This is a genomic window from Flexistipes sp. (assembly GCF_036172515.1).
GTDB lineage: Bacteria > Chrysiogenota > Deferribacteres > Deferribacterales > Flexistipitaceae > Flexistipes.
Map to the genome: position 1 here is coordinate 114813 of NZ_JAXKVW010000001.1, position 20969 is coordinate 135781.

Annotated in this window: 15 protein-coding genes and 1 pseudogene; 10 read left to right on the forward strand and 6 right to left on the reverse strand. The window is 39.5% G+C overall.

The features are described 5' to 3' along the window. Window positions 1-66: 66 nt before the first annotated feature. Window positions 67-2190, reverse strand: a complete 2124-nt coding sequence (gene ptsP, locus UMU13_RS00495) for a phosphoenolpyruvate--protein phosphotransferase (protein ID WP_328216277.1) — start codon at window positions 2188-2190, stop codon at window positions 67-69. A gap of 232 nt (window positions 2191-2422) precedes the next feature. On the opposite strand from ptsP, the gene hypA reads away from it, so the two are divergent. Genes hypA through UMU13_RS00515 form a run of 4 tightly spaced genes read left to right on the forward strand, consistent with a single transcriptional unit; the run spans window position 2423 to window position 4314 of the window. Continuing rightward, a complete protein-coding gene (gene hypA, locus UMU13_RS00500) occupies window positions 2423-2764 on the forward strand; it encodes a hydrogenase maturation nickel metallochaperone HypA (RefSeq protein ID WP_013887263.1) in 342 nt (113 codons plus the stop codon). Further along, the gene (gene hypB, locus UMU13_RS00505) at window positions 2764-3432 is read left to right on the forward strand and encodes a hydrogenase nickel incorporation protein HypB (protein ID WP_328216279.1); all 669 of its coding nucleotides are present in this window, start codon (window positions 2764-2766) and stop codon (window positions 3430-3432) included. Before hypA ends, hypB begins: the two co-directional genes overlap by 1 nt. Further along, on the forward strand, window positions 3429-3992 hold the full coding sequence (locus UMU13_RS00510; RefSeq protein WP_328216281.1) for a ribonuclease HII: 564 nt from the start codon (window positions 3429-3431) through the stop codon (window positions 3990-3992). The genes hypB and UMU13_RS00510 overlap by 4 nt, the downstream gene beginning before the upstream one ends. Continuing rightward, the gene (locus UMU13_RS00515) at window positions 3970-4314 is read left to right on the forward strand and encodes a YraN family protein (RefSeq protein WP_328216282.1); all 345 of its coding nucleotides are present in this window, start codon (window positions 3970-3972) and stop codon (window positions 4312-4314) included. The genes UMU13_RS00510 and UMU13_RS00515 overlap by 23 nt, the downstream gene beginning before the upstream one ends. On the opposite strand, the gene UMU13_RS00520 is transcribed toward UMU13_RS00515, so the two are convergent. From UMU13_RS00520 to UMU13_RS00535, 4 genes and pseudogenes are all read right to left on the reverse strand, one after another. Further along, on the reverse strand, window positions 4304-7471 hold the full coding sequence (locus tag UMU13_RS00520) for a cache domain-containing protein (RefSeq protein ID WP_328216283.1): 3168 nt from the start codon (window positions 7469-7471) through the stop codon (window positions 4304-4306). The genes UMU13_RS00515 and UMU13_RS00520 overlap by 11 nt on opposite strands. Before the next feature lie 163 nt (window positions 7472-7634). Continuing rightward, window positions 7635-8132: a gamma-glutamylcyclotransferase family protein gene (locus UMU13_RS00525; protein ID WP_328216284.1), complete on the reverse strand. Its 498-nt coding sequence runs from the start codon at window positions 8130-8132 to the stop codon at window positions 7635-7637. Window positions 8133-8141: 9 nt separating this feature from the next. Continuing rightward, window positions 8142-9422, reverse strand: a complete 1281-nt coding sequence (locus tag UMU13_RS00530; RefSeq protein ID WP_328216285.1) for a hypothetical protein — start codon at window positions 9420-9422, stop codon at window positions 8142-8144. Between the two features lie 175 nt (window positions 9423-9597). Further along, window positions 9598-10663 (reverse strand): annotated as a pseudogene (locus UMU13_RS00535) (ADP-ribosylglycohydrolase family protein). Between the two features lie 192 nt (window positions 10664-10855). Here UMU13_RS00535 and UMU13_RS00540 point away from each other — a divergent pair. The 4 genes from UMU13_RS00540 (at window position 10856) to UMU13_RS00555 (ending at window position 15191) form a co-directional block, all read left to right on the forward strand. Then, window positions 10856-12349 (forward strand): leucyl aminopeptidase family protein, encoded by a 1494-nt coding sequence (locus UMU13_RS00540; RefSeq protein ID WP_328216289.1) that lies wholly within the window; start codon window positions 10856-10858, stop codon window positions 12347-12349. A gap of 201 nt (window positions 12350-12550) precedes the next feature. After that, window positions 12551-13444: a selenium metabolism-associated LysR family transcriptional regulator gene (locus UMU13_RS00545; RefSeq protein ID WP_328216291.1), complete on the forward strand. Its 894-nt coding sequence runs from the start codon at window positions 12551-12553 to the stop codon at window positions 13442-13444. Further along, window positions 13445-14494 carry a tRNA 2-selenouridine(34) synthase MnmH gene (mnmH, locus tag UMU13_RS00550; RefSeq protein ID WP_328216293.1) on the forward strand — a complete coding sequence of 350 codons (1050 nt, stop codon included), beginning with the start codon at window positions 13445-13447 and terminating at the stop codon, window positions 14492-14494. Beyond that, window positions 14472-15191: a septal ring lytic transglycosylase RlpA family protein gene (locus UMU13_RS00555; protein ID WP_328216296.1), complete on the forward strand. Its 720-nt coding sequence runs from the start codon at window positions 14472-14474 to the stop codon at window positions 15189-15191. The genes mnmH and UMU13_RS00555 overlap by 23 nt, the downstream gene beginning before the upstream one ends. A gap of 14 nt (window positions 15192-15205) precedes the next feature. Here UMU13_RS00555 and uvrC read toward each other — a convergent pair whose 3' ends face one another. Next, window positions 15206-17020 carry an excinuclease ABC subunit UvrC gene (gene uvrC, locus UMU13_RS00560; protein WP_328216298.1) on the reverse strand — a complete coding sequence of 605 codons (1815 nt, stop codon included), beginning with the start codon at window positions 17018-17020 and terminating at the stop codon, window positions 15206-15208. Window positions 17021-17663: 643 nt separating this feature from the next. Between uvrC and UMU13_RS00565 the strand changes: the two genes are divergently transcribed. Together UMU13_RS00565 and UMU13_RS00570 are read left to right on the forward strand one after the other, a co-directional pair. Beyond that, window positions 17664-18659, forward strand: a complete 996-nt coding sequence (locus tag UMU13_RS00565) for a TAXI family TRAP transporter solute-binding subunit (protein ID WP_328216300.1) — start codon at window positions 17664-17666, stop codon at window positions 18657-18659. 104 nt (window positions 18660-18763) lie between these two features. Beyond that, complete coding sequence (locus UMU13_RS00570; RefSeq protein ID WP_328216302.1) at window positions 18764-20809, forward strand: TRAP transporter permease; 2046 nt, start codon at window positions 18764-18766, stop codon at window positions 20807-20809. The last annotated feature ends 160 nt before the right edge of the window (window positions 20810-20969 follow it).

Below are 20969 nucleotides of genomic sequence, written 5' to 3' on the forward strand. Positions count from 1 at the left end.
AAAGGGACAAGGGCCGAGGAGCAAGGGCCAATGAGCACGTTTTACGTCTTATGTTCAGGAGGGTACTTAATTTTCTTGTTTGCATCTATCAATAATAAGTTCAGAGGCTTTGCTCATAAGGTAGGGATTGAGACTGAACTTGGAATAACCCATTTCAATAAGTCTGTATAGAATTTCTTCCTCATGGGCAATCTCCCCGCAAATTTCAACATCTTTGCCGGTTTGAGAAAGTTTGTTACAGATGAATTCCATGAAATTCATAAAGCATTCGGATAATATTTTATAATTGCTGAAAATCTGTATATTGTTTCTATCTGCCGCAAAAAAATACTGAAACAGATCGTTGGTTCCAATGCTGTAAAAATCAGCCTCCTCGTCAAGTTTCTCCAGTGCAAAAGCAATGGAAGGAATTTCAATCATCACTCCTACAGGCGGCATACTAACCCTCATTTTTTCAGCCTTTTTTCTGATAATGTCCTTTATCCTGTAAAACTCTTCGGGTTTCGCCACAAAAGGAACAAGCACTTTTACTCTGGAATCATCCAAATCCAGTAAAGCTTCCAGCTGGGTTTCAAGCAAGTTTTCATTCTTAATAAGAAACCTTGCTCCCCTCAGCCCCATGGCAGGGTTCGGCTCTTTAACAGAATACTTTTCCATCTTATCCGCCCCTACATCCAGAAGGCGGAACGTTACCGGTCCTTTAGTATATTTACTTAAAATAGACTGATATATTTTCTTTTGGGCATCAACATTGAAATTTTCATCTCCTTCAGCAAGATAAAAGATTTCCGTTCTGACAAGACCTATATCAAATGCGCCTAAATCCTGAGCTTTATCTGCATCAAGAATACTTGCAACATTTGCCCCCAAATAAACCTTGCGGCCCATATGACAGACTATTTCCCGGGGCAGTTTTTCTATAGTGACACCCGATATTTGCACCTGCGACTGCATGGACAAATATTTGTTTCTGTTAGCCTCTGAAGGATTTATAATTATTTTTCCTTCGTACCCGTCTATTATCAAATCTTTAGCATATTCTGTTATGTCAATAACATGCTCAATGCCGCTTACTGCAGGGATTCCCATCCCCTTGGCAACAAGTGCCATATGTGACGTCTGCCCGTCATTCTCCGTAACAATTCCCTTCACCTTTGAAAGATCAAGGGAGGCCGTATCACCGGGGCCCAGTTGATTTGACACAATTATGCTTTCCTTCTCCAGGGAAATATGACGCTCAATTACCCCCAGATTTTTCAGCAGTCTGTTGCAGACGTCCTCTATGTCGGCGGCACGTTCTTTCAGATAGGGATCATCGATTTTTTTGAAACGCTCTATAAATTTATCCGAAACATGTCTGATACTGTAAGCCGCGGAACGTCCCAAATTAAGGACATGATGGAAAATATCATCCCTGAATGAACCGTCGGATAAAATCATAAGGTGAGTATGAAAAATTTCCTTGTCAATCCTGAGATTTCCTGAATCAATATTATTGATAACTGTCATGATTTCATTTTTGGTTTTGTCAAAGGAATATTTCAGCCTCTCTTCCTCTTTCTCAACATCCTTCACTTTACTGTCATCATCAAGGAAATGATAAACCATATGAACGGGTTTGCCGATGGAAATCCCTTCGGATATAGGTATCCCCTGCAGCACCATCTCCTCATCATAATTCTGGGGTCTGGCAATGTTGCTGGTCAGCATGATATGATTTTTCAGAAAGCCTGAAATCATATTTCCTATAGTCTCAAGGAGCATTTTCAAAACATTCGAATTTTCAGGATTATCTATAAACTGAAAAACCAGCACCCCGAACGTTTCATCCTGCTTTTTCAGTGGAATACCTATGAAGGTATTAAACGGTTCTTCACCAATGCCGGGGAAATATTTGAACTTAGGGTGCTTTGTGGCATTGGCAATAAACTGATAATCCCCGGAAGAAAAGGTGATACCTGTCAACCCCTCCTCAGGCAACATAGATACATTGCCCACGGATGCCTGATTTAAGCCGTACGTTGCTTTGAGTACAAGCATTTCCTTATTTTCGTCGTAAATATATATCGAACATACTTCGGATGATAGGTACTTAGCCAATGAGTGGGTAAGCTCATTAAGCACATTTTTACTGCTGTCGAAATTTAAAAGCAGATTTGTAATATCCGATAAAAATTTTAAATTTTCCATAAGCTCTATACTAATAGTTTTTCATAAAACTTAAAGCGAATTTTATAATAAAATATAAAAATAAAATTTTGCAAACATCCCAAACTTTTCGTATTTATATGCTTGATTGGAAGAGGTAGTTGAGGTATTTGAGGTATTTAAGGTAGTTGAGGTCTTATGGGTTGTATGGGTAGTAGGGGTTGCAGAATAAATTTCGGTTGACTGTATATTGTTTCAATAATAAATATATATTATGCACGAAGTCGGTATTGCCCAAAATATTCTGGATATCGCTGTTGAAAGCGCGTTGAACAACAAGGCTGAAATTATAAATAAAATACATGTGAAAATCGGCAGACTGGCTGCAGTTGAGAATGATGCACTGCTGTTCGCTTTTGATGCCTTAAAAGAAGGAACCATTGCTGCAAATGCCTTATTGAAGATAGAAGACATCCCCATAAAAGGCAGATGCACTGACTGCAAACATGAAGATTTTTATGATGAAATGTTCTTCAGCTGCAAAAAGTGCGGGTCATACAAAGTGGAACTCCTTACTGGTGAGGAACTGAATATTACCGAAATTGAGGTGGACTGATGGGAAAAATCAACATAGAAGAAAAAATACTTTCAAAAAATATAAAAAAGGCTGACGCTTTAAGAGAATTGTTCAGAGAAAAGGGTGTTTTTGTTCTGAACCTTGTTTCCTCTCCCGGAAGCGGGAAAACCAGCATACTTGAGTCAACTCTAACCGGGATGCAGCATGAATATAATATCGGTGTAATTGAAGGTGATTTACAGACGGAAAACGATGCTGAGCGCATCAGAAAGACAGGTATTAATGCAGTGCAGATTAATACCGGCGGTGCATGCCACCTGGAAGCTGAAGGCATAGGAAAAACCCTGGAAAACTTTGATTTGGACAAGCTTGATTTTCTTGTAATCGAAAATGTAGGCAATCTTGTGTGCCCCTCCAGCTTTGATTTGGGTGAAGATTGCAAAGTGGTGGTGGTAAGCACACCTGAGGGGGATGATAAGCCTGCAAAATACCCTTCAATGATACGTGTTTCCTCAGCAATGATAGTCAACAAGATAGATCTGCTTGATTATCTGGATTTTGACATCGAAAAGTGTATTGATTATGCCAGGGGGATCAACCCAGACTTGGACTTTTTCAAAGTTTCATGCAAGACAGGCGAGGGAATCGGCACCTGGACGGACTGGCTCACAAAACAAATCGGTGACAAAAAGGTTCAGCAACAGTGAGAAAAGCCGGTCTGGATGAAGTTGGAAGGGGATGCCTGGCCGGACCTGTGGTCGCCTGCGCTGTGGTGTTGCCGGAGGGGTTTACCGATGACCGGATTATTGACTCGAAGAAACTCCCGGCAAAAAAACGGAATATTCTGGCAAAGGTCATTACAGAAAATGCTGTTTCCTACGGGCTGGGAGTTGTCTGCAGCCTTACTATAGACAGGATAAATATCGTCAGAAGCACAAAACAGGCGATGCACTTGGCACTAAGTAATTTAAAGTGCAGTTTTGACGAAGTAATAACGGATGCCGTTGCACTTAATAACATTGAAGTCAAGCATATACACCCCTTTAAAGCCGAAGATAAATATATAGAGGTGGCTGCTGCTTCTATTCTGGCAAAAGTTTACCGGGACAGTCTGATGGAAAGATATCATTATTCCTATCAGGAATATAATTGGTTCAGCAACAAAGGCTACGGTACAAAAGAGCACAGACAGGCAATAATAGAGTGCGGGTTAAGCCCTATTCATCGCAGGAGCTTTGTAAAAAATGTTTACCCAGAAACGAGGTAAAGAGGGCGAAAAAAAAGCGGAGCAATTTCTCAGGAAAAAAGGTTATCAAATAATTGCCAGAAACTACCGTACTCCTGTGGGCGAAATAGATATTATTGCAGAAAAAAACGAGGAGCTTGTATTTATAGAAGTAAAAAAGCGGAGCAGCTCTAAATTCGGCATAGGTGCTGAAGCCGTAACAGCCCAGAAACAAAATAAAATTATCAGATCAGCGCAACTCTACATGAAAAGATTCTGTGAAGGTGAGACCAACTGCCGCTTCGACGTAATTTCCATTGATGCAAAAAATATCAGACACATAGAAAACGCTTTTACTGCCTGACAGATTTTATTGTCCTCTCCAATTCTTCCATTTTATACGGTTTGTGTATGGCCCCAGCAATCTTCTCATCATTTTCAAAAGATTGAAAACAACCCTTTTCCGCTGTTTCCGAGGCAATAACAACTGAAGAATCCTCAAGAAAGTCCTTCACAGAATGAAGAAATTTTCCAAAATCCATGCAACTGTCAGAACGAATCGCTGCTATAATAAACTCGTAGTCTTCTCCGGCTCTGATAAGTTTTGAAGCTTCGGTGTATCCGGCTACACTCACGACATTGTAACCCAGAAATTCCAAAACATTTTTGAGACTTTCCCTGTCTTGAACATTTTCATCCACAATCATAAACCGTAAACTATTATCATCTCCTACTGATTTCATGTCTCCTGCCGATGAAAAATGGTCGTCAAAGGCCGGTAGAAAAACGGAAAATGTCGTACCTTTATTTTCTTCGGAGCTCAAAATCACTTTTCCTCCATGGTTTAAAACAATATTTCTGGAATGAAAAAGCCCGAGTCCGTTATTATTTTTTCTTGTTGTAAAATAAGGTTCGAAAATCTTTGTTCTTATGTCTCTGGGAACACCAGTGCCGTTATCAGTAATATCGACACAAAGATACTTGCCTTCTTTCAAGTCGTAATCATTTTGCTTATTCATAAAAACATTACTTATTTTTACATCAACCCTGCCTGAAGCGTCATCTTTTATCGACTGTTTTGCATTTAGAAAAATACTGTTAAACACCTGGCTTATCTTAACCTTATCAATATCAACATCCCACAGCTCAGAACTTTTATCGATATTAACCGTAATCCGGGAATCAGCAAAAACTACATCAGATATATCCTTTACAATCTCATAAATGTTTGCTGTCTTCTTGCGCAGTGTGCCGGTCTGGGTATATTTAAGAAGATTGTTCGTTGTTTTCGTAGCCTGAAAAACAGACTGCTCAATCTTACTAATAAATTCAGCAGCCCGTTCATTGTCGCAATGCTGTTTAGCAAGATATGTATTGGTAAGTATACCCGTCAGAATATTATTAAACTCATGTGCCATACTTCCTGTAAAAACAGCTATGGACTGAAGACTTTCCAATTTGGACTTCTTCTGCTGGAAAATAACGTTATCGGTAACATCCCTCAAAACAACAACAACACCCGTTAACCTCTCCCCGTCCTGGCATATAGGCGTAATAACTTTTGACACAATCCTCTCAACCCCCTGCCTGTCGATAATTTTAAGTCCGCTGAGATTGGAGTAACTTTTACCGGAATGTAAAACATTTTTGGTGCTGAAAATTTCGGCTTTACCCGAATTAAGCTCGTAGAACGAAAGCAAATTATCAAAATTTTTACCGAGAACTTCATCTCCGCTCAAACCTGTTATTTTTGTAAAAGCATTATTTGTATAAACAACATTGCAGTCCAAATCCACAATAACCACAGCATCTTTTATACTTTCAAGCATCGCTGATAATTTATTTTTCTCATAAGCAAGAGCCTGCTCAGCCTCCACCCTCTTGGTTATGTCCCGCCATGTGCATAGTATAAAATTCTGAGGTTCAATAAAAGCCAGAACAGTTGAAGTGTGCACCGGCATTCCGTCATATTTCAGATGGACCCACTCAAATTTCCTGGAGCCGTTCTTTCTGTATATTTCATCAATAATCTCATTATAACTCTCAAAAGAATCTCTGCCGTCAGGCTGTTTATCAGGGGAAATAAAAGCCGGATGCTTAAGTATTTCCCTTTTTGACTTATATCCTAAAAACTCCACTGCTGATAAGTTACAGTCGATTATGCCGTCTTTGTTAATTATCAGCATAGGCTCAGCTGATTTTTCAAAGAGGGATGTAAATTGTCTTTCTTTTTCTTTTGCTATTCTATTAAAAAGATGTTTTTCACCGAGAGTGGTGTTAAAAGACTTTATCAGAGAACTCAGCTCGCTCATTCTCGTTATATTTTCTGGAATCAGGCGGTCATCTTTTAACGACACATCAAAAGCATCGGCCACCATATCGATATCTTTTCCAAGCCTTTTGGCCAAATTTCTGGTAAGCAGATAGACGACTCCGTAAGCTATCAAAAGAGTAAAAAGGATAATCAGGCTGTTGCTGAAAGTTATATTTTTGTACTCCTCCTGTAGCTTCTTAAATGAGGAGCTGATTTCATCCACATAAACTCCGGTGCCATAAAACATTCCAAGCTCATCAATTCCCTGAATATAACCTATCTTTTTAATGCTCTTATTGTCGGACAGAGATTTATAATACCACGTCATAAAACCGCCGCCGTTTCTGGCAACTTCCAGAGCATTTTTTATTACCGGAGTACCTCTGCTGTTGGTATAGCCGATCATGTTTGTCTGCTCTTTATACCTATCAGGGGGAAGGTTAAGGCATTCCCCTGAATAATCGTATGCAAAGAAATACCCGTTTTTACCATACCTTCGGCTGTCTATAATATTAATGATGCTCTCTTTAAGTTCTTTAATATTACCATATGGATAATCACCTGTTCCGATTATCCAGTTAAAAGGCTCAAAAAGCTTCACAAAAGAAATCTTGTTATAAGAGGCTTTTGTGGAAACCGATCTGTTCTCCGGAATAAAAGTTTTATATCTGACGTACCCTTCGTAACTGCTTTCAACAACATTAATAAAACTTTTTACAACCGGCTTTCCCTCAACATCTGTAATGTTAATATAAGACTTGCCTTCCTCAGAAGGGCGTACAGGATACATTATAACTTCACCATCAAGAGAATCTATAAAATAATACCCTCTTCCGTTAAAAAATCGAATGTCGCGGAGGGCTGTGATTATTAGATTTTTAATTTCATGAAGACTTTTTTCATTTTTGTATCTGTTGAAAATCGACCATGCTATATCATATGCTTCATAAACCCTCCTTCTTATCTGAATTTTTACATCCTGCTTATTCTTTTCAATTTCATAATCAATGATACTGTATAACTGCTCCACTTCACGCCGGACTTTTTCTCTGGTATTTTTAACTTCCTGCCGGTATGCCAGTTTGGTGGAATCTTTGTAATACTGATACTGTGAAAACAGAAGGAAGGCCACGAGAATAATTAGCTGGACAAGAAACGCCAGACCTATAATAAAAATAAACTGTTTCTTTATACTTATGTTTTTCATAGCTTTTTGAATTTTAACTAAATTATTATCATAACTTTACACATTAGTTAAGGTTTTTTTATAATAAATCAATTTTTTTGGCATGAATTCAACTGTTAATTCAGATTTTATTTATAACCGGTAGCAGCCCTGAAAATTCTTTCAATGATGCAGAAGTAAAAAATCACCCCGTTATCTTAAAAATAATCTGAAAAACAAATATAAAAGAAACGAAAAAAAGGATAGCAGGTGCTATTGTCTGCCAAGCCTTTTTCGGCGGAGCTGTTACAAACTTTTTCCAGTCGCCGTTGCTCACCAATACACCTGAAAGCTTAATAAGATTTTTCCAGAAGGGTGAAACCACAAAAACCCTCGCCGGTATATCACCATCTTTTGTTTGGATTTTTACCAGTTTCTCTTCATAACATGTCAGCAATGAGCCTATACCCTCATACCGCCTGAGGTCTTTCATCAAATTTTCGTCCACACTGTAGAGTTCCCCGGATACCTCACCGCCTTTTTTAGTGTTATAGATAACTGCAGGATAACCGGAACCGGTATGGTACATAATTCCCTTTAAGGAGCCCTCAGTTATATAATTCCCCTTACACATATATTTTTTATACCCGTCAAAACCTTTCATTAGAGTCCCATATACAAAAACGTTATAATTTTTAGACACAATTCCTCCTCAAGCCGTTTTACCAGTTACAATAGATGTATTGAAAAAGTAAAGTTCTTTTACTTTTTCAACAATATATTCTTTATAATGCTCGGGTAAAGCTTTTTCCTCATCAAGGCCTTTTCTGATAAGCTCAAACATGTCGTTAGGATTTAACGCCGGCAGATAGGGCCGTCTCCCCCACTGCCTGAGCTTATTTGTATAAGGAAAAATATCCGCAAACGCAAACAAATTCTTATATGCGACCATTAACATGATTGACGGCTCATAGACATTTCGCCGAATAAAATCCCTGCACAGCCGCATATGACTGAACTCTACAGTATCCACCCATTTTTTGTAATTTTTGCGCTTTCTGAGCAGAACAATATCTTTCATGTTTTCTTCCACAATCCGGCTTTCAACAATTTTACCGTCTTTGCACAAAAACTGCCCGCTGCAAAACAGAAGAAAAAGTATCTCATCAAAAGAAGGCAGCGGCAGTTTGTGTTTTCCGGTATTTTTCTGTACGGTTATGTGAAGACTGTGAGGCTGCACAGGAGTAAACTTAACGGCCTCATCGATAAGTTTACCGGCAAAATCAGGACTGTTAGTCAGAGGCATAGACGTTTGCAGAAACTTATCCGGAACGGTAAACGTATATTCCAGAAATCCTCCCTTTTTAATAAATTGCTTAAAAGGGGTGTCAGAATCAATATAAGCACCGAAACGCCACATAAAATTTGTCAAATGGTAATAATGATATTTTGAAAAATTAACCAGAGGATCCCCTTTGCCCCTTTCAAGAAATCTGCCTGCTGCAGTACCCTTATTTGAAAACTCCATTTCAACACCTAATGGGGTATTGCCTTGAATAAAATGAATTCTATCAGGGTAAAGGTTTGTACATTTACAAAATTCATTAACCCGCGAATTAACTATGTAAATCAGTTCCCTGAGAAAAATAAACCGATCGAACTCAATATTAAAATATCGCCTGTTGTTATTAAAGGCTCTAAGTGCCATAAACGTTGCCGGAGCGAATCTGGAGCAGCTGAGATCATAGAAACAACACAAACGGGAAAGATAACGCTCAAACTTTCTGGCAAGAAGGTTTACTGTGAATACAGCTATTAAAATTTTAAGGTATCTTCTGAACCATTTTTCATGCCTTATAAACCTGTTATTAAAAAAATATTCTATTTCTTTCTCTGAATAGTTTCTTGCTTGACGGACAAAATCTTTGCTATCCAGGAAACTATAGTATTTAGAGCCGGCAAGAAGATAATATAACGCTGTACTATTCAACATAATATCTAATATACCATCGAAACCCTATTGTCAAGTCAACTATTTTTTTAGCAACCTCCCAAAAAATTCACACAGTATTAGTGTTAAAGCGTGATATGTGATACGTAATGCATGAAGTGGAGATATTTAAAAGTATTTGAAGTAGTTGAATAAATTGATTGGGTGGACAATTCTATCAACCGAAAAGCTGCTCTGTTAATTTCAACAGTGTCTCTTTCTCAGTCAGACCGTCTATGAACCCTTGCAGGAATACCATCTATTCCCACCTGGGCACCGACCAAAGCACCCGTAAGCATAGCTCTTGCCATATTCTGGCCTCCGCTGTTCACAGCATGCAGCACAGCCGATTCAAAATCATCTTTAAACCGGGCAGCAAGGTAATAAACCGAAGGAAGTATATGATATATCGCACAGGGCATACCGTAAACGAGAGAAACTTTCCAGGCAGGCTCAATTGAAATACCGGGATCTCCCGCTGCCCTGGCAATGAAAGATGGTGTTAAAAGTGCATCGGGAGACGCAAAACGCCCCAAACGAGAAGGCTCGGGAACACCTTTTTTAGGAGGCGTCAAATCATCGCCGGTAACTGCATGAAACGGTAAGGACTTGTTTTTAACTTCCTGCATTAATTTGCCGGAAATTTTTTCATCCAGAGGATGACCGTTTATAAGCTCCCAAAGCACGGCATTGAAGGCGACCGTCATTGAAACAACGAGCTCATCACTTTGAGTCAAAATAGTATTTGAGTAAACGTTTTTGCAGGCTTCCTTTAGATTACCTGTATAATAAGCCGTTATACCCAGTGTCCTCTCGATAGCTTCCGTTGTATCAGCATGACCTTCAAATTCGCCCCATTGCAGATTATTAACAACACGATTGCGGTAAGCATCCCTTATGGACTGACTGGTATAGTTTCCGGGCCCGCTGACCGGTGTTCCGTCCAACTGAGGAAAGAGGTCATTATCTATCCTTCTGCAAAAATCTTTCTCTTCATAACCATTATTTCCCTTTATGCTTTCAAGCAGCATCTTCAGAATATAGCCTGACTGTGACAAGTCACCGGCCTTAAGCCCTTCATGGTACCTTCCCTTTTTCGGGGCAGTATAATCATCAACCCATTCTCCGTAATTTTCACGAAACTTCTCAAGGTCATAGTACCAGTGGGGACCTAAAGCAAGAGCATCACCTATAAATGCCCCCATTACAGCTCCCTTGGCTCTCTCCTTTGTTTTTTCGGACATATTAACTCCTTTTTTGCTAATAATAGCCCTGTGCTTTAATAATTCAAGGCAAATGCAGCTAAGAACTACTCAGCTTAGAAGAATAATACGCTCTGTCCTCAGAAACCATGAACCTTCCAATGTACTTGAAATTTAAAACTATTTAAATTATGCTCTCTCCAAAGCAAATACTTGTTTAAACAGGAGCGTTAAATGAAAGTCTCATGCAGAAAAAAGATAGCACTTAATTCCAAAAAGGAAGCCATTGTTATTCCCGTTTACAAGAATATGAGATCTATAAAGCAGCTGACAGGCAAGCGAATAGATGACGAAATTCACCGTATTATCTCATCGGATTATTTTAACTACAAAGAAAAAGAAATAAAAAGTTTTTATATGGAAATAAATAAAAAGCTGAAAAAGATATATCTTGTCAATGTCCCCAAAGAGCTTGAAGAATATCGTTATTACATGGAGCTGGGAAGCAAATTCGCAAAAATCTGCAGACAGGATATGATCTATTCTTTTTCCATACTTTCTTTTGAAGATATAGCAGGCGAGAAAAAAGATTTCGATCATATAAAAAGTTTTATCGAAGGTATTTATTTCGGGCTTTACGATTTCAGCTATTATAAATCAAAGAAAGAGAATCATGAATTAGAGGAAATTGAGGTAATTACTTCATCCACAAAACTGAAAAAATACATGGACACTTATTCTGAGGAAATCAAGACTCTCTTCGGATATGTGTACAAGGCTAAAGATCTGATAAATTATCCCGCAGGAGATATAGTACCTGATACCTTCTGCCGATATTTGAAAAAAAATCTGCCGGAAAGCGTAAAACTGACGGAATATGACCATAACGAGCTCAAATCAAAGAACTTTAATCTCATATATACAGTTGGCAAAGGGAGTGAGAACAAACCGAAGCTTGCAGTACTGGAATACCGGGGGAATTCCGAAAGTGATAAATCTATCGCATTAGTCGGCAAAGGGGTTACTTTTGACACCGGGGGAACAAACCTTAAACCCACAGGAAGCATTGAAACGATGAAAACGGATATGGCAGGGGCAGCCACTGTTTATGCAGTAGTTTCAGCCCTGGCCGAAAGCGGAGCAAAGGTAAATGTATATGCCTATCTTCCCCTTGCGGAAAACACCATCGGCGGGGCCGCATATAAACCCGGAGACATTATCAAATCATACAGCGGAAAAACTGTGGAAATTTTAAACACTGATGCCGAAGGGCGCCTCATTATGGCAGATGCCTTAAGTTTTGCCATAGAAAAAGATCCGGAAATTGTTATCGATATAGCCACCTTGACCGGAGCCTGTGTAATAGCACTCGGAAGCCATTGCGCCGGCTTAATATCCAACAGAAAATTTCTGGCCAAAAACATATCCGACATCTCTTACGATATTTCCGAGGATATTTGGGAGCTTCCTTTATATGAAGGCTACACAGACCGTATAAAAGGAAAGATAGCGGATCTCCAGAACATCAGCACAAAAAAGAGAGAAGCCGGAACAACCATTGCCGGGCTCTTCCTCAGAGAATTTATCAACAATTATCCCTGGATTCACCTGGATATTGCAGGGACAGCTTTTCTTGAGGATGAGCATCCAATATTCGGGAGCAATGCCAGCGGATTCGGGGTGAGGCTGCTGTATCATTTCATAAAAAAATACTATACTTCCGGATAATTATATTTGTGAGATTAGAAGATTCTTCAACAAGCTGTCTTTAGTTGCCCACAGTTTGCTATTGATTTTATCAATATTATGTTCTAATTTGCTTTTTAGAGTATTTGTACACTGACAATCGTATTCAATACGCCTTTTTCTGTATAACAAACAGAACTTGGGAAATCCGTATTTATAAAATTTTTTCATCCGGAGGCTTAAATGGATTTTAAACAGGTGGAAGCATTTGTTTTCGTGGCAAAATACAAATCTTTTTCCAGAGCTGCGGAAAAGCTGCTGCTCAGTCAACCTACCGTATCAACACATATAAATACACTGGAGGACAACTTAGGAGTTAAGCTTTTTGACAGACTTTCCAAAGAAGTTGTCCTGACCGAAGCAGGCCAGTTGTTTTACCCGTATGCGGTGGATATGATGGATTTGAGAGAGCGATCCCACGAATCCATCAAAGAATTTTTAAACGAAATAAGCGGAAATCTCAGAATCGGAACCAGCACGATAATTGCCGAATATATCCTGCCCGAAGTAATTAAAAACTTTAAAGAATCATACGCCAAAACATATTTTAACTTCACTGTTAACAACTCTCAGACAATAATTCAGAGAATAGCGGACGGAATTCTCGATTTAGCTATCGTAACGAGGAAAATACCAAAGAAAGACTTGGAATACAAACTTTTTATGAAAGACAGAATCGTTCTTGCCGTTTACCCGGGTCACCCCCTTTACAAACGGGATAATGTCTTTGTGGAAGAAATACTGAAAGAAGAGTTTATTATCCGTGAAATAGGCTCCGGAACAAGAGCAGCTGTTGAGCATTCGCTCAAACAGAAAGGTTACGACTTTGACAGCCTTAACTCATCTGCAACTTTCGCCACAACGCACGCTGTTATTCAGGCTGTTAAAAGCGGACTAGGTATTGCATTTGCAAGCGAGACAGCACTGGATAACAAAAGCTGTGCAAGCGAAGTAAAAAGTGTTCCCATAACAGACCTAGTAGTGGAAAAAGATATTTATATCGTATACAATAAAAGAAAAAGTACAAAAAAACTTCTCAAGCAATTTCTGGGCACACTCATGGCATACGAAAAGTAAATGGAGCATCATTTAGAAACCGATATAGAAACAATTATCACAAAAGGTCTTGGTAATTATAATATCGTGGATGTAAGATCGGAATCTGAATTTATCCACGACCATATCCCCGGCTCTGTCAATATTCCTCTGTTAAACGATGAAGAAAGAAAAATAGTCGGCACTCTTTATAAGCAAAAGGGACCGAAAACGGCCAGATTAAAGGGTGTCGAAATAATTTCCCCCAAACTACCCGATTTTATAAAAGCTTTCTCATCACAAAATACAAAAAGAAATACTGTTGTTTACTGCTGGAGAGGGGGATTAAGGAGCGAAGCATCAGTAAATTTTCTTAAACTTGCAGGAATAGACAGGATTTTTAAGCTGCGGGGAGGTTACAAACAGTTTAGAAAACATATAAACGAATTTTTTGGCGATTTTCCGGAGAGACTGAATATTATAACACTATACGGCCCCACGGGTTGCGCAAAAACGGAAATTATTGAAAAACTTTCCTCCAAAATACCCGTAATAAATCTTGAAAAGCATGCCTGTCATAAAGGATCCACATTCGGTGAAATAGGTGAGCGATTCTATCCTGATGTTACTCAGAAAAACTTTGAAACCAGTCTTTGGTATACATTGTACAAAAATAATTTCAAAGGCCCTTTCATCACAGAAGGTGAAAGCAAGAGGATAGGCAAGGTCAGTATACCGGAGCAATTATATTCACGTATCAGAAACGGGGTTTCTGTTCTAATGAAAGCTCCGCTGGAATTCCGAATTGAATACACGATAAAAACGTATAATCCTGATAATTACATAGATGAGATAAAAAACTCTCTGAGGAGAATCAAAAGGTTTCTGGGAGGAGCAAAAACCGCGCATTTGGAACAATTACTGGACAAAGAGGATTTTCATACCTTTACAGAAATACTGTTGAAAGATTATTATGATCCGCTCTATAACAAATCCATCCCTGCTTGCCCTGATCATGAAATATGCTATAATTCGCTTGATGAAGCCGTTGAAAAGGTGAGGACAGTCTATGAAAAAATTACTTCTGTTTAGCTTAACAACATTTATTCTAATCTCATGCGGCACAAAAGTCCAGCAAGTCCCTCCGTCTGCTGACTACGAGGATGTGACATACGGCAGACCATATATTATACACGGAATAAAATACTACCCGATGTCATATGTATCCGATTTTGAACAGGTGGGTTACGCCTCCTGGTACGGAACTGAAGAGCACGGAACCCCTACAGCCAACGGCGAGATTTATGACATGTACGCAAATACTGCCGCTCACAAAACACTTCCTTTGGGCAGCATGGTTCATGTTAAGAATCTTGAAAACGGCAGAACAACAGTTGTAAGAATTAACGACAGAGGCCCGTTTATCAAAGGGCGAATTATAGATTTGTCTTATACCGGAGCAAAAAAAATAGGCATTGTGGACAAAGGTGTGGCTAAAGTGAAAATAACGCTTCTTTCAGAAGCAAGGGACAGGCTCGTGGTGGACGGTCATGATGTAGACCTTGATAAACGAAAATTTGCCGTACAAATCGGCTCTTTTACAGTTTATGCGAATGCAGAAAGACTTGTTGAAAAACATAGCAATGCAGCCATCACCAAATTCAGGAAGAACGGAAATATTTTTTATCGTGTCCGTATCAGAAATTTCGACAACCGGGGTGAAGCGGAAAATTTTATCGATGAATACAGCCGACAGTATCCCGGCGCGTTTATTGTTGCAGAGGACTAACCCAAACTGCTGCTTTAATATTGAGATTTTTTTACAAACCTAAGAACCCTTTCACAGATATTAAGAGGAATACTGCATTTTTCCGCTATTTCCTCAGCTGTTAGTTCGAAATTTGAATAGATATCCGGGAATTCTGTCAGAAGAATTTTCAGCCTTTTCTCCCCCAAACCATCTATCTGAAGAAGGGGAGATTTTTTATAATTTTTCAGAGCTTTTTGCCTCAATGCTGTAATTACAAACCGGTGTGCTTCGTCCCGCATTTTTGCAGCCAGGAGCAATGCTTTGTCGTTTCTTTTCAGGCGTATTGAATTTTTTCTCCCTGGAAAATGAATCTCCTCAATCGATTCTGCAGAATCAAATTTTTCACCTGACCTGCTTCTTCCCTTGGAAATGGAACATACATTAGCATTCATACCGGTTTCTCCAAAAGCTTTCACCGCAGCGTTCAGTTGTGCAATCCCGCCGTCAATAATGTAAATATCACTGCCTTCCTCGCTGCCCTGTGCTATGTTTTCAGCTTTCCTTTTGACAAGCTGATATACAGCTTCCACGTCATTATTTGACAGATTTTTCAGATTATATTTGCGGTAGTTATTTTTCACAAAACCCCTGCTTTTATCCCAAAAGACTGAGGCACCCACGGTCATTTCTCCGGAAAGATGAGATATATCCACACACTGTATTGTTTTTATATCATTATCAAGATGCAGTACTTTCTTAAACCTTTCAGTCATTTGATGAACGGTATCTTTATTTTCGATGTATTTTTCAACAAAATTAATACCGTTGTTTTGGGCAACGGGCACAAGATTACCCAACCCTCTCTGCCTTATAACGATATCTTTACCGGAAAGTTTATTGAGAGCACTGCTGAGAACTCTGCTGTCATTTCCTGCAGGCTGCGGGTAAACAAACAACTCTTCAGGGAACTGCCTGAGTGTACTGTAAAACTGCATTACATAGGAAACGTCATCCCCAAGGTATTCTCGGTCTTCAATAATTTTAGTATTCAATCCTATCAGCTTGCCGCTTCTTACAAAACACTGAGTTACATAATCAATTTCCTTGTGCCTTCCGAAAACAAAGCAGTCAATATGCTTGTCGTTTTCCATCACAATTTTTTGGTTTGTAAACAACTTTCCCAGAGACTGCATCCTGTTCCTGACTTCTGCAGCCTCTTCAAACATCAGTTTTTCAGCATAACTTTCCATCTCATTTTTTAACGTACTTTGAAGTTTTTCCATGTTACCTTTGAAAAAATCTCTTATTTCAGAGACAATTTTATTATATTCCGTTTTGGATATCAATCCCTCACAAGGGCCTTTGCAGCGTTTGATCTGATAATTGATGCACGTTTTCCCCTGCCTGAATCGAGTGTCTGTACATGAGCGCAGCGGAAAAACTTTCAAGAGGCTTTTGAGTATCCCTCTTAGATTCTGAGCCTGAACAAAGGGGCCGAAGTAATCTGCTTTCTCTTCGGAGGTGCTTCTTGTAAACATAACACGTGGAAAATCTTCTCTGGTAACTTTGATGTACGGATACCCTTTGGAATCCTTCAGGAGAATATTGTATCTCGGCTTTTCCGTTTTAATCATATTGGCTTCAAGCAGCAAAGCTTCAACTTCATTGTTGGTAATAATATAATCCAGAGATGACGCTCTTTTAAGCATTCTTTCTGTTTTTACAGGTTTAGGTGAGCTGTCAAAATACGAAGCCAGACGCCTCCTCAGAGAAAGAGCTTTCCCCACATAAATGATCTGCTCCTTTCGGTCTTTAAAAAGATAAACACCCGGCTTATCCGGAATCGCATTCATATCCGGTCTATTCAATTCCACCTCCGATTTCGTTATTATATATTACAGGCAAATTATTTCAAATCCTAATACTTGGAGTTAAGTAGTAAGTAGTGAAGTGGTGAAATTGGTAAATAGTTAGAAATATTTGCCCCGCCCGTTGTATGGCAAGAATAGGGGCTGTAGAGGTAGTGAGCGTAAGCACGCTTACATATTTGTTTATTATATCGATTTCATATTGTAGAGAATTGTCACTTTTGCCCTGTTATGATTTGCATGCTTTTGGTTTTTTAACATTCGTGGGACTTAACCCTTAACCCTTAGTACTTAATACTTAATACTATTTCATGAATAACGTCCCGCTGTCAGGATAGCTTAAAGTTGGAGCTTAAGCTACCTGACATTATAAAATTTATGTTAAGTTTCACAAAACTTTTTTGATAGCTGCTGAAAATTGCTATAAATTCTGTCCATATTTTGTGCTGCATAAATATTGCTTCTTCGATTAACACTATCGGCTAAAATCTCATTACAAAGCTGTGTTTTTGGAATGTTTAAAATCGAAGTTATTTACAAATAATTTATAAGACTGCAAACAAAACAAAAAACCTTTTTACTCTTATTGACATTTTTATTTATTTAACATAATATTAAATACTAATATTCAAAAGGAGGAAATATGAGAAAATTAGTATTACTGTCACTTGTGTTATGTTTCTCCCTGGTATTCAGTCTGCCTGTATTTTCAAAGACGTTCGTAACCATCGGAACAGGCGGCGTTACCGGCGTTTACTATCCCACAGGCGGTGCCATTTCCAAAATGGTTAACAGTAAAGCCGATGAATATGGCATTAAAGCCACAGTCGAATCAACGGGCGGCTCCGTTTATAACATCAATGCCGTGCTTGCCGGTAACCTGGCATTTGGTATTTGTCAGTCAGACAGACAGTACCAAGCGGTACACGGACTGGCTGAGTGGAAGAAAAGAGGGCCTCAGGAAGATCTCAGATCAGTATTCTCTATTCACCCTGAATCGGTAACCCTCGTTGCTTCTGTAGCAAGCGGAATCAAATCTCCCGAAGATCTTAAGGGTAAAAGGGTTAACCTTGGAAACCCCGGTTCCGGCCAGCTTCAGAACTCCAAAGATGTTTTGTCAGCTTTCGGCATGACTCCTGAAGATGTTCAGGCAGCTTATGTCAAGGCAGTTGAAGCACCCGGTCTTCTGCAGGATGAAAGACTTGACGCTTTCTTCTACACAGTGGGACACCCGGCAGGAAACATCAAAGAAGCCACATCAGGCAGAATAAAAGTCAGAATTGTTCCTGTGGATGGTGAGCCTATCGAAAAACTTATTGAGAAGAAACCTTATTATGCAATAGGTAAAATCGATATGGCCAATTACCCCATGGCAGCAAATGCAGATGCCGGAATGGTTCCTTCTCTCGGCGTAAAGGCAACATTCGTCACACGTGCAAGCCTGGATGAAGACATCGTTTACGCTATTACAAAAGAGGTTTTTGAAAACTTTGAGCAGTTTAAAAGCTTGCACCCGGCATACTCAGTCCTGAGTAAAAAAGATATGCTTATGGGCCTTTCCGCTCCACTTCATAAAGGAGCTGTAAAGTATTACAAGGAAGCAGGGCTGCTGGAATACGTAAACCCTGATCTTTATTAAAAGGATTTACTAATCTGAAATTTGGTTTATAATTAAGCTCCTCTTTTACAAGGGGAGCTTTTTAACTTAATGCAATAGCAAAACTCTGTTCAAGGGGAATATCTATGGCTAAAAACAAACACAAATCAGCTGAAGACTATCTCAAGGAAGAATCCGGGGAATTCAGAGAACTAAAAAAATTTGAAAAAATATTAATAAATGTTGTGGCACTTGCATGGACAATATTCCAGCTTCTTTTACCAAGTTTTCTTATGATTAACAGCACATGGGTCAGATGCATACACCTGGCTTTTGCCCTGACTTTGGCTTATCTTATGCTTCCGATGTTCAAATATCCGAAAAACAAATTTACCAAATTTTTATCTCCTCTTAATAAAATAGGTTATCTTGACTATGTTTTTGCAATTATTGCCCCTGTTGTGGCAACTTATTTGATATGGGAATGGCAGGACTTATTGTTTCGTGCCGGGCTTCCCAATCTGCAGGATGTAATATTCGGTCTTGCTCTTGTCATTCTTCTGTTGGAGGCAACACGAAGATCAATAGGCACACCCCTTTCGGTAATTGCTCTTTTATTCTCACTGTATGGTTTTTTTGCAGAAAGCATGCCCGGAGTATTTGCTTTCAAAAATGTAACCATTGAAAAATATGTAAGCCAGATATCCCTTTCAACTGAGGGAATTTTAGGCATCCCCATAGGGGTATCGGCCACCATTGTTTTTCTCTTTGTTCTTATGGGAGCAATGCTGGACAGAGCAGGAGCAGGACAGTATTTTATAGACCTGGCGGTATCGCTTTTGGGAAGATTCAGAGGGGGACCTGCAAAAGCTTCCGTTGTGGCAAGCGGGCTGAGCGGAATGGTTTCCGGTTCCAGTATTGCCAACGTTGTAACCACCGGTACATTCACAATACCTTTGATGAAAAAAGTCGGCTACCTGCCTCGAAAAGCGGCCGCTGTTGAAGTTGCTGCCAGCACAAACGGTCAGCTTATGCCGCCCATCATGGGAGCTGCGGCTTTTATTATCGCCGAATACTGCAATGTTTCCTATATCGAGGTCATCAAAGCGGCTGCTGTGCCGGCTTTTGCTTCATACGCCGCCCTTTTTTACATAACGCATCTTGAAGCATGCAAACTGGGTATCAGAGGAATGACAAAGGAAGAACTGCCGGAGTTTAAAAAAACCTTTCTTTCCGGGCTGCATTATCTTATACCTATCATCTGGCTAATCTATGAATTGGTGGTTATCAGACATTCCCCGCAGCTGGCTGCCTATAATACAGTTTTGCTGCTTATCGTTATAATCTTTTATCAGGAAATCAAAAAAGCTTTTACTGAAAAAACAGGTTTTGTCAACGGTATCAAGAACAGTATATATCTTGTGGGAAGCGGTTTTATAACCGGTGCCAAAAATATGGTGGGCGTTGCTCTTGCAACAGCGTCAGCAGGTATTGTAGTAGGCATTGTTTCCCTCGGGCTCGGCGGAATGATAACACAAATCGTCGATGTACTTGCACAGGGAAATATATATCTGCTGCTTTTAATTACCGCGGTGGCCAGTCTGCTCCTGGGTATGGGTCTTCCCACCACAGCAAACTACATCGTCATGGCATCTCTTACGGCGCCTATTATCGTACAGGTGGGAGCTGACTACGGATTTGTAGTTCCGTTGCTTGCTGCTCATCTTTTCGTATTTTTCTTCGGGATTCTTGCAGACGACACGCCTCCGGTGGGGCTGGCGGCTTACGCTGCCTCTGCCATTGCAGATTCACCCCCCATATCTACAGGGGTGCAGGGATTTTTATATGATATAAGAACGGCAATAATACCTTTTATGTTTATCTTTAACCATGACCTTATACTGGATGGGATAAATACATGGACATTCGGTCTGTTCATTTTTGCAATGACATTAATGGCTTCTTTGATTTTCTCAAGTGCCGTACAGGGATGGTTTCTGACAAAAAACAAACTCTTTGAACTGCCTATACTTCTTGCATCCAGTTTGCTGTTTTACAGACCGGGCATTGTCACAGATATTTTCAATTTAAATGATGACTGGAAATATTACTTTTACGGTCTAGCGTTTGCCATTCTCTTAATAGTTGTTGCTACACAGAAATTCAGGATAAGCAGGGGTGCTCCGACTTAAAAGAGTGAGATAGGGTATTAGTATTAAGTGTTAAGTATTAAGTGATAAGTCCTACGAATGTTAAAAAACCAAAAGGATGCAAATCATAACAGGAGAGCTTTGAATAAGTACCCCACCCAACCTCCCCTCCTATCAAAGAGTTAGGAGGGGATTAAGGGGT

Excerpts from the sequence above, each read along its gene's own strand:
- ptsP (WP_328216277.1), bottom strand. The coding sequence starts at position 2,190 with ATGGAAAATTTAAAATTTTTATCGGATATTACAAATCTGCTTTTAAAT.
- hypA (WP_013887263.1), top strand. The coding sequence starts at position 2,423 with ATGCACGAAGTCGGTATTGCCCAAAATATTCTGGATATCGCTGTTGAA.
- hypB (WP_328216279.1), top strand. The coding sequence starts at position 2,764 with ATGGGAAAAATCAACATAGAAGAAAAAATACTTTCAAAAAATATAAAA.
- UMU13_RS00515 (WP_328216282.1), top strand. The coding sequence starts at position 3,970 with ATGTTTACCCAGAAACGAGGTAAAGAGGGCGAAAAAAAAGCGGAGCAA.
- UMU13_RS00520 (WP_328216283.1), bottom strand. The coding sequence starts at position 7,471 with ATGAAAAACATAAGTATAAAGAAACAGTTTATTTTTATTATAGGTCTG.
- UMU13_RS00530 (WP_328216285.1), bottom strand. The coding sequence starts at position 9,422 with ATGTTGAATAGTACAGCGTTATATTATCTTCTTGCCGGCTCTAAATAC.
- UMU13_RS00540 (WP_328216289.1), top strand. The coding sequence starts at position 10,856 with ATGAAAGTCTCATGCAGAAAAAAGATAGCACTTAATTCCAAAAAGGAA.
- UMU13_RS00545 (WP_328216291.1), top strand. The coding sequence starts at position 12,551 with ATGGATTTTAAACAGGTGGAAGCATTTGTTTTCGTGGCAAAATACAAA.
- mnmH (WP_328216293.1), top strand. The coding sequence starts at position 13,445 with ATGGAGCATCATTTAGAAACCGATATAGAAACAATTATCACAAAAGGT.
- UMU13_RS00555 (WP_328216296.1), top strand. The coding sequence starts at position 14,472 with ATGAAAAAATTACTTCTGTTTAGCTTAACAACATTTATTCTAATCTCA.
- UMU13_RS00565 (WP_328216300.1), top strand. The coding sequence starts at position 17,664 with ATGAGAAAATTAGTATTACTGTCACTTGTGTTATGTTTCTCCCTGGTA.
- UMU13_RS00570 (WP_328216302.1), top strand. The coding sequence starts at position 18,764 with ATGGCTAAAAACAAACACAAATCAGCTGAAGACTATCTCAAGGAAGAA.